Origin of the sequence: Azospirillum sp., from assembly GCF_035627195.1 — a bacterium.
GTDB lineage: Bacteria > Pseudomonadota > Alphaproteobacteria > Azospirillales > Azospirillaceae > Azospirillum.
Map to the genome: position 1 here is coordinate 1 of NZ_DASPMG010000151.1, position 7,990 is coordinate 7,990.

The window sequence follows — 7,990 nt, forward strand, 5'->3', positions numbered from 1 at the left end:
TGGGCGACATCTTCGACAAGCTGCGCCGCCGCGGCGCGCTGAGCGAGGAGGACGTCTCCGCCGCTCTGCGCGAGGTGCGCATCGCGCTGTTGGAGGCCGACGTCGCCCTGCCGGTGGTCAAGCAGTTCGTCAATCAGGTCAAGGAGCGGGCGGTCGGGCAGGAGGTTCTGCGCTCCATCACGCCGGGCCAGCAGGTCATCAAGATCGTCCACGACAACCTCGTGGAGATGCTGGGCGCCGGCGAGGAGATCAACCTCAACGCCGCGGCGCCCGTGCCGGTCCTGATGGTCGGCCTGCAGGGTTCGGGCAAGACGACCAGCACTGCCAAGATCGCGCTGCGCCTGAAGACCAAGGAGCGCAAGAAGGTCCTGATGGCGTCGCTGGACGTGCGCCGTCCGGCCGCGCAGGAGCAGCTGAAGGTCCTGGGCGAGCAGATCGGCGTCGCCACGCTGCCCATCCTGATGGGTCAGGGTCCGGTGGACATCGCGAAGCGCGCGATGGAGACCGGGCGCCTCGAAGGCTACGACGTGGTGATGCTCGACACCGCCGGCCGCCTCGCCATCGACGAGGAGCTGATGGCCGAGGTGGCGGCCGTGCGCGACGCCACCCGCCCGGTGGAGACGCTGCTGGTCGCCGACGCCATGACCGGCCAGGACGCCGTCACCGTCGCCACCAACTTCAACGACAAGGTCGGCATCACCGGCATCGTGCTGACCCGCGTGGACGGCGACGCCCGCGGCGGTGCCGCGCTGTCGATGCGCCAGATCACCGGCAAGCCGATCAAGCTGCTGGGCGTCGGCGAGAAGATCGACGCGCTGGAGCCGTTCCACCCCGACCGCATCGCCGGCCGCATCCTCGGCATGGGCGACGTCGTCTCGCTGGTGGAGAAGGCGGTCGAGACCATCGACCAGGAGGAGGCCGAGAAGCTCGCCCGCAAGATGGAGCAGGGCAAGGGCTTCGACCTCGACGACATGGCCGCCCAGTTCCGGCAGATCCGCAAGATGGGCGGCATGGGCGGCCTGCTGGGCATGCTGCCCGGCGTCGGCAAGATCAAGGACCAGCTGAAGGACAAGAAGATCGACGACTCGATGCTGAAGCGTCAGGAAGCGATCATCTCGTCCATGACCAAGAAAGAGCGCAAGAACCCCGAGATCATCAAGGCGTCCCGCCGCAAGCGCATCGCCGCCGGCTCCGGCACCACGGTTCAGGAGGTGAACAAGGTGCTGAAGCAGTTCGAGGACATGCGCACGATGATGAAGCAGGTGCAGAAGCTCGGCAAGAAGGGGCTGATGCGCCAGGGGCTGGGTGCGCTGATGCCGCGCGGGTTGAAGGGGCCGTTCGGATGATCGACCACATCTCCCTGCCGGTCTCCGACATCGCCCGCGCCCGCGCCTTTTACGACGCTGTGCTCGCCACCGTCGGCTACAAGCGGATGATGGACTTCGGCCACACCGCCGGCTATGGCGAGGACCACGCGCATTTCTGGATCGGCGCGCCGGAGGATGGCGGCGCGTGCGCGCCGGCCGGCGTGCACGTGGCCTTCCGCGCGCCGACGCGCGAGGCGGTGGACGCCTTCCACGCCGCGGCGCTGGCCGCCGGCGGCGCCGACAACGGCGCGCCGGGCCTGCGGCCGCGCTACCACCCCTTCTACTACGCCGGGTTCGTCATCGACCCCGACGGCAACCGCATCGAGGCCGTGTGCCACACGGCCCCGTGATCAACAGCACCGTTATCAACCACTCAGCAGGAAAGAGTTTCGACCCATGGCTCTGAAGATCCGTCTCGCCCGCGGCGGCGCCAAGAAGCGCCCGTTCTACTCGATCGTCATCGCCGACGCGCGCAGCCCGCGCGATGGCCGCTTCATCGAGAAGATCGGCACCTACAACCCCATGCTGCCGCGTGAGGACGCCCAGCGCATCGTTCTGAACGCCGAGCGCGCCAAGCACTGGCTGTCGATGGGCGCGCAGCCGACCGACCGCGTCGTGCTGTTCCTCGCCAACGCCGGCCTGGTCGCCAAGCCGGAGATCCGCGAGACGCCGAAGAAGTCCGCCCCGAAGGCCAAGGCCCAGGAGCGCGCCAAGGCCGCCGCTGCCGCGGCTGCCGGCGAGTAAGGAAGGCCGTAGGTTGGGTTGAGGCGAGGCCGAAAACCCAACGTCTCCGCACTGCCGGGGGTGTTGGGTTTTCGCTGGCGCTCGACCCGACCTGCGCTTCTTCTTTCCGGGAACACCATGTCCACCAAGGTCTGCGTCGGTCAGTTCGCCGGGTCGCACGGCGTGCGGGGGCTCGTGAAGCTGAAGAGCTTCACGGACGATCCCAAGGCCGTGGCCTCCTACGGCCCGCTGTCCGACGAATCGGGGGCGCGCCGCTTCCGCGTGACGCTCCAGGGCTCCGTCAAAGACCTCTGGCTCGCCCGCGTGGACGGCATCGCGACCCGCGAGGAGGCGCAGGCCCTGGCCGGCGTGCGGCTGTTCGTCGACCGTTCGGCGCTGCCGGAGACGGAGGACGAGGACGAGTTCTACCACGCCGACCTGATCGGCCTTCGGGCCGAGACGGCGGACGGGACGCCCTTCGGCACGGTGCTGGCCCTCTACGACTTCGGGGGCGGCGACGTGCTGGAGATCCGGATGCCCGACGGGCGGACGGAGCTGTTGCCCTTCACCAAGGCCTGCGTGCCGGTGGTGGACGTCAAGGGCGGGCGCGTGGTGGTGGAACCGCCGGACGTGGTGGAGGTGAAGCCGGACGGCCAGCCGGATGTTGGGCCGGATGCGGGGGAGGAGGAGCCGTGAATCACGGCGCCGAAGGCCCGCGCGTCTGGACCGTGGCGGTGTTGACGCTGTTCCCCGAGATGTTCCCCGGTCCGCTGGGCCACAGCCTTGCCGGGAAGGCCCTGGAAAATGGGGTCTGGGGACTCGAAACAGTGGACATTCGCGCTTTCGCGCGCGATAAACACCGCTCCGTCGACGACACCCCCTTCGGCGGGGGTGCGGGTATGGTGATGCGGCCGGACGTTCTGGACGCCGCCTTCACCGAAACCTGCGGTCCGCCGGGGAACGAGGGACGCGGCCGGGTGATCTACCTGTCGCCGCGCGGAAGGGTGTTGGACCAGGAACTGGTCAAGGAGCTGGCCGCGGCCCCACGGGTCACGCTGCTCTGCGGCCGGTACGAGGGAGTCGACGAACGGGTGCTGGAAGCGCACGAGGTCGAGGAGGTCAGCCTCGGCGATTTCGTGCTGTCCGGCGGCGAGCCGGCTGCGCTTGCCCTGATCGACGCCGTGGTGCGCTTGCTGCCGGGCGTGATGGGCAACGTGGAGACGGCCGGGGAAGAGAGTTTCGAGCGGGGATTGCTGGAGTATCCCCACTACACGCGGCCCGCGGTGTGGACCGACGGGCGGGGTGTGGAGCGCACGGTGCCCGACGTCCTTCTGTCCGGGCACCACGGAAAGGTTCGCGCCTGGCGGCTGGCCGAGGCGGAGCGGATCACCCGGGCCCGGCGGCCCGACCTGTGGTCCCGCTACGAGGCAAGCCGCCCGGTGGAGGTGAAACGGGGCCGTCGGAAGACGCCGGCTTCCAGGGACGAGTAAAGGGTCCGCCGCGAGGCGCACCGAGGAAAGGGGTGTAGTGTCATGAACCTGTTGCAGCAGCTCGAGCAGGAGCATATCGAGAAGGTCGCCGGCGGCAAGACCATTCCGGAGTTCTCGCCCGGCGACACCGTGCGCGTGAACGTCAAGGTGGTCGAAGGCACGCGTGAGCGCGTGCAGGCCTACGAAGGCGTCTGCATCGCCCGCAAGAACGCCGGCCTGAACTCCTCGTTCACGGTCCGCAAGATCAGCTACGGCGAGGGCGTGGAGCGCGTGTTCCCGCTGTACAGCCCGCGCATCGATTCGATCGAGCTGGTCCGCAAGGGCGACGTCCGCCGCGCCAAGCTGTACTACCTGCGCGACCGCCGCGGCAAGTCGGCCCGCATCGCCGAGCGCACCACCGGCCGCGGCATGAACGACAAGGCGGCCGCCGCGGAGTAATCCGCGAAAGCCTCCTTTCGCCGCTGCACGCGTTTCCGTCGCCCGCCGTGGGATCCTCCCGCGGCGGGCGTTCGGCGTTGGGGGTGTGCCTTCGCGGTGCCGCATCAAAGCGTCGCAACTGCCGGCGGCCTCATCGCATGCCTTCGTGCTCCCCTTAGGATTCGGCGATGACCGGAACCAAAGGATACCGGCCTCATGTGGAGGCCTTCGAGGGGATCACGTGGGATCCGGCCAACAGGGACGTGCATTTCCAAAAGCACGGGATCGACTTTCCGATCGCCGCGAAATTCAACTGGACCCGAATCCTCAAGCGCAAGGACGCCGAACACCCGGATCGACCGCCGCGCTTCAATGCCCTGGCCGAGGTTCCCGGAATCGACCTTGTGTTCCTCGTCGTGTACACTAAATCCGATGGGTGGCTGAACATCATCAGCATCAGGTTGGCCAATGCCGAAGAGCGGGCGATTTTCCGTGCGGGCTGAAAAGGTGCACGTCTCCGTTCGGAGCGACAGCGCCGCAGGACGGTTGCGTCCGGACGCCGACGACCGCACGGACCTTTCCAAGCTTCTGGCCTGGAAGGAGGCCGGCATGCCGGACGATGCCATCGACTACAGCGACGCTCCGAAAACGACGCGTGCCGATTGGCAGGACGCCGAATCGGTCCAGGTCGTGTTCAAACGGAAGTAGCCTCTTCCCTACCGCGGCGCCCGCACGGTGATCAGGATGCCGGCGCCGATCAGCGCCACGGCGGCCAGGACGCTCAAGGTCAGCGGCTCGCCCATCAGGAGGGCGCTCAGCCCCAGCGCCGTGAAGGGGACGAGGCAGACGATCTGGCCCACCTGCGTGGCCGGCATGGCGGTCAGCGCCTTCGACCACCACGCGTAGCACAGCGCCGTCGCCACCACCCAGTTGTAGACCAGCACCAGCCCCAGGGTGAGCGTCGGGTTCACCGCCCGGTCCGCCTCGACCAGCAGCGCCACCGGGCCGATGGCGACGGCGCTGACGGCGATCTGCCAGAAGGTCTGCGTCCAGAACGGCGTGTGCCAGCGGTGCCGGCGGTACAGGCTGGCCGCCAGCGCCCAAACGGCGGCCGAGGCCAGCAGCAGCCCGTTGCCGATCAGCTGGTTGCGGTCGCTCCAGTCCACCAGCGCCGGGTTGAAGAACACCAGCACGCCGGCCAGCGCCAGCAGGGCGCCCAGCGTGCGCTGCGGGGTGATGCGCTCGTGCGCGATCAGCCAGCCCAACGGCAGCGCCCAGATCTGCATGGTGTAGACCAGCACGGCCGCGCGCCCCGGTGGCAGGAACTGCAGGCCGATGGCGCTCATGGCCGGCATGCCGGCCACCTGCAGCAGGCCGATCAGCGCCAGCCACCGGCGGTCGCCGCGGGCGGGCAGCAGTGGCGCGCGCAGCGTCCAGGCCAGCAGCGCCGCCAGCAGCGCCGCCGCACCCAGGTAGCGCAGGAACGAGAAGGTCAGCGGCCCCATGTCGGCGAGCGCGATCTTCATCAGCAGCCAGTTGCTGCCCCAGAACACGACCACGCCGGCGATCTGGGCGTACACCGCCGTTCCCGGCGCCGGACGCGCCGCCGCTGCCTGTTCCGTCACGACCCGTCTCCCATCCTGCGACCAACCCTTTATAGCGAAAGGGGGAGGGCGTGGCTTTCCCTTTGACAGGGGCGCGTTGCCCCTCCACCATCGGCGCGTTCCAGGGGGGCCCCGGTCAGGGGGCTGAGATACCGCCGGCGAGCGATCGCACCGCGGTGACCCTTCGAACCTGATCCGGGTCATACCGGCGAAGGGAGGAAACCAAGGCTGTGGGCGCCATCCGCGCCCCCTTCCCCTCTTCCGGCAACCGGATCTTCCGCAACCGAGAGTAGGGAGATCCTCCGATGCCCAAAGACCAGCCCAAAGACCACACCAAGGACTTCGACGAAACCGGCCTCACCGTGTCGGCCGGCCCGTTGCCGGCGTCCCGCAAGCTGTACGTGCCCGGCGAGCGGCACCCCGACCTGCGCGTCGCCATGCGCGAGATCTGCGTGGGCGGCGGCGAGCCGCCGGTGCGCGTCTACGACCCGTCCGGCCCCTACACCGACCCGGACGTGGCCGTCGACATCCGCCGGGGGCTGCCCGCCCTGCGCGATGCCTGGATCCGTGCGCGCGGCGACGTGGAGGAATACACCGGCCGCGCCATCCGCCCGGAGGACGACGGGCTGAAGGCCGGCGAGGCGCGCAACATGGCCGTCTTCCCCGGCTCGAAGGAATGCGGCAGCTCCCGCCGCCCGTTACGCGCCGCGCGCGGCCGGACGGTGACGCAGATGGCCTACGCCCGCGCCGGCATCGTCACGCCGGAGATGGAGTATGTGGCGGTGCGCGAGAACCTCGGCCGCAAGGCCGCGCTGGACGCCGCGCGCGACGGCGAGTCCTTCGGCGCCAGCATCCCGGACCACATCACGCCTGAGTTCGTGCGGGACGAGATCGCCCGAGGCCGCGCCATCATTCCGGCCAACATCAACCACCCGGAAGCGGAGCCGATGATCATCGGCCGCAACTTCCTCACCAAGATCAACGCCAACATCGGCAATTCCGCCGTGGCCTCCTCGATCGGCGAGGAGGTGGACAAGATGGTGTGGGCCATCCGCTGGGGTGCGGACACCGTCATGGACCTGTCCACCGGCCGCAACATCCACACCACGCGCGAATGGATCATCCGCAATTCCCCCGTGCCCATCGGCACCGTGCCGATCTACCAGGCGCTGGAGAAGGTGAACGGCAAGGCGGAGGACCTGAGCTGGGAGATCTTCCGCGACACGCTGATCGAGCAGGCGGAGCAGGGGGTGGACTACTTCACCATCCACGCCGGCGTGCGCCTCGCCCACATTCCGCTCACCGCCAGGCGCGTGACCGGCATCGTGTCGCGCGGCGGCTCGATCCTCGCCAAATGGTGCCTGTCGCACCACAAGGAAAACTTCCTCTACACGCACTTCGAAGAGATCTGCGAGATCATGAAGGCGTACGACGTCAGCTTCTCGCTGGGCGACGGGCTGCGCCCGGGCTCCATCGCGGATGCCAACGACGCCGCCCAGTTCGCCGAGCTTGAGACGCTGGGCGAGCTGACGAAGATCGCCTGGAAGCACGACGTGCAGACCATGATCGAGGGCCCCGGCCACGTGCCGATGCACAAGATCAAGGAGAACATGGACAAGCAGCTGGCGCTGTGCGGCGAGGCGCCGTTCTACACGCTGGGGCCGCTGGTCACCGACATCGCACCCGGCTACGACCACATCACCAGCGGCATCGGGGCGGCGATGATCGGCTGGTTCGGCACGGCGATGCTCTGCTACGTCACGCCGAAGGAGCACCTGGGTCTGCCCGACCGCGACGACGTGAAGGTGGGCGTGGTGACCTACAAGATCGCCGCGCACGCCGCCGACCTCGCCAAGGGCCACCCGGCCGCCCGCATTCGCGACGACGCGCTGAGCCGCGCGCGGTTCGAGTTCCGCTGGCGCGACCAGTTCCACCTGTCGCTGGATCCCGAGACGGCGGAACGCTTCCACGACCAGACCCTGCCCGCCGAAGGCGCCAAGGTGGCGCACTTCTGCTCCATGTGCGGGCCGAAGTTCTGCTCGATGAAGATCACCCGGGAAGTGCGGGACTACGCCAGCTCCGGCATGGCCGAGATGGCGGAGACCTTCCGCGCCCAGGGCGGGGAGATCTACAAGGCGGCGGAGTGATACCGACGGCGCCTGATGGCTTCCATCGGGCGCCGTCGGTTCGAACCCGGCTGCACATTGCGCAGCAATGTGCGGAAGGGGCATACGGCCGGCCGATCATGGAAGCATTCATGCGCCGGCCGTATGATACCGACGGCGCCAACCATGTCGGCTCGACATACGCCGAAGAGCTTAATGCAAAGGCCGATCAAATTGGTAAGGTACCGACCGGCAGCTCATGCACGGTCGTGTGGGCGCGCTTC

10 protein-coding genes and 1 riboswitch are annotated in these 7,990 nt (G+C 68.5%); of the genes, 9 read left to right on the forward strand and 1 reads right to left on the reverse strand.

The genetic code is table 11. The features are described 5' to 3' along the window. The 8 genes from ffh to VED21_RS13970 all read left to right on the forward strand — a co-directional run. On the forward strand, positions 1-1,346 hold a 1,346-nt coding region (ffh, locus tag VED21_RS13935; protein WP_324882974.1), incomplete at its 5' end, for a signal recognition particle protein. Beyond that, positions 1,343-1,717 carry a VOC family protein gene (locus tag VED21_RS13940; RefSeq protein ID WP_324882975.1) on the forward strand — a complete coding sequence of 125 codons (375 nt, stop codon included), beginning with the start codon at positions 1,343-1,345 and terminating at the stop codon, positions 1,715-1,717. The genes ffh and VED21_RS13940, both read left to right, overlap by 4 nt. A gap of 46 nt (positions 1,718-1,763) precedes the next feature. Continuing rightward, the gene (gene rpsP, locus VED21_RS13945; protein WP_324882976.1) at positions 1,764-2,111 is read left to right on the forward strand and encodes a 30S ribosomal protein S16; all 348 of its coding nucleotides are present in this window, start codon (positions 1,764-1,766) and stop codon (positions 2,109-2,111) included. A gap of 117 nt (positions 2,112-2,228) precedes the next feature. Continuing rightward, complete coding sequence (rimM, locus tag VED21_RS13950; RefSeq protein ID WP_324882977.1) at positions 2,229-2,786, forward strand: ribosome maturation factor RimM; 558 nt, start codon at positions 2,229-2,231, stop codon at positions 2,784-2,786. After that, the gene (trmD, locus tag VED21_RS13955) at positions 2,783-3,580 is read left to right on the forward strand and encodes a tRNA (guanosine(37)-N1)-methyltransferase TrmD (protein WP_324882978.1); all 798 of its coding nucleotides are present in this window, start codon (positions 2,783-2,785) and stop codon (positions 3,578-3,580) included. The genes rimM and trmD overlap by 4 nt, the downstream gene beginning before the upstream one ends. A gap of 42 nt (positions 3,581-3,622) precedes the next feature. After that, positions 3,623-4,018: a 50S ribosomal protein L19 gene (gene rplS, locus VED21_RS13960; protein WP_324882979.1), complete on the forward strand. Its 396-nt coding sequence runs from the start codon at positions 3,623-3,625 to the stop codon at positions 4,016-4,018. 167 nt (positions 4,019-4,185) lie between these two features. After that, positions 4,186-4,500: a BrnT family toxin gene (locus VED21_RS13965; protein WP_324882980.1), complete on the forward strand. Its 315-nt coding sequence runs from the start codon at positions 4,186-4,188 to the stop codon at positions 4,498-4,500. Continuing rightward, positions 4,490-4,705 carry a hypothetical protein gene (locus VED21_RS13970; RefSeq protein WP_324882981.1) on the forward strand — a complete coding sequence of 72 codons (216 nt, stop codon included), beginning with the start codon at positions 4,490-4,492 and terminating at the stop codon, positions 4,703-4,705. The genes VED21_RS13965 and VED21_RS13970 overlap by 11 nt, the downstream gene beginning before the upstream one ends. 8 nt (positions 4,706-4,713) lie before the next feature. Here the strand turns inward: VED21_RS13970 and VED21_RS13975 are convergent, their stop codons facing one another. Further along, positions 4,714-5,622, reverse strand: coding sequence for a DMT family transporter (locus tag VED21_RS13975; protein WP_324882982.1), 909 nt, complete (start codon positions 5,620-5,622; stop codon positions 4,714-4,716). A 92-nt stretch (positions 5,623-5,714) separates the two neighbouring features. Beyond that, positions 5,715-5,835, forward strand: a riboswitch (TPP riboswitch). 71 nt (positions 5,836-5,906) lie between these two features. On the opposite strand from VED21_RS13975, the gene thiC reads away from it, so the two are divergent. Next, a complete protein-coding gene (thiC, locus tag VED21_RS13980; RefSeq protein ID WP_324882983.1) occupies positions 5,907-7,748 on the forward strand; it encodes a phosphomethylpyrimidine synthase ThiC in 1,842 nt (613 codons plus the stop codon). Positions 7,749-7,990: the final 242 nt, after the last annotated feature.

Bases quoted from the DNA above. Each gene is read 5' to 3' on its own strand.
- thiC (WP_324882983.1), top strand. From the start codon at position 5,907: ATGCCCAAAGACCAGCCCAAAGACCACACCAAGGACTTCGACGAAACC.
- rplS (WP_324882979.1), top strand. From the start codon at position 3,623: ATGAACCTGTTGCAGCAGCTCGAGCAGGAGCATATCGAGAAGGTCGCC.
- rpsP (WP_324882976.1), top strand. From the start codon at position 1,764: ATGGCTCTGAAGATCCGTCTCGCCCGCGGCGGCGCCAAGAAGCGCCCG.
- VED21_RS13965 (WP_324882980.1), top strand. From the start codon at position 4,186: ATGACCGGAACCAAAGGATACCGGCCTCATGTGGAGGCCTTCGAGGGG.
- VED21_RS13940 (WP_324882975.1), top strand. From the start codon at position 1,343: ATGATCGACCACATCTCCCTGCCGGTCTCCGACATCGCCCGCGCCCGC.
- rimM (WP_324882977.1), top strand. From the start codon at position 2,229: ATGTCCACCAAGGTCTGCGTCGGTCAGTTCGCCGGGTCGCACGGCGTG.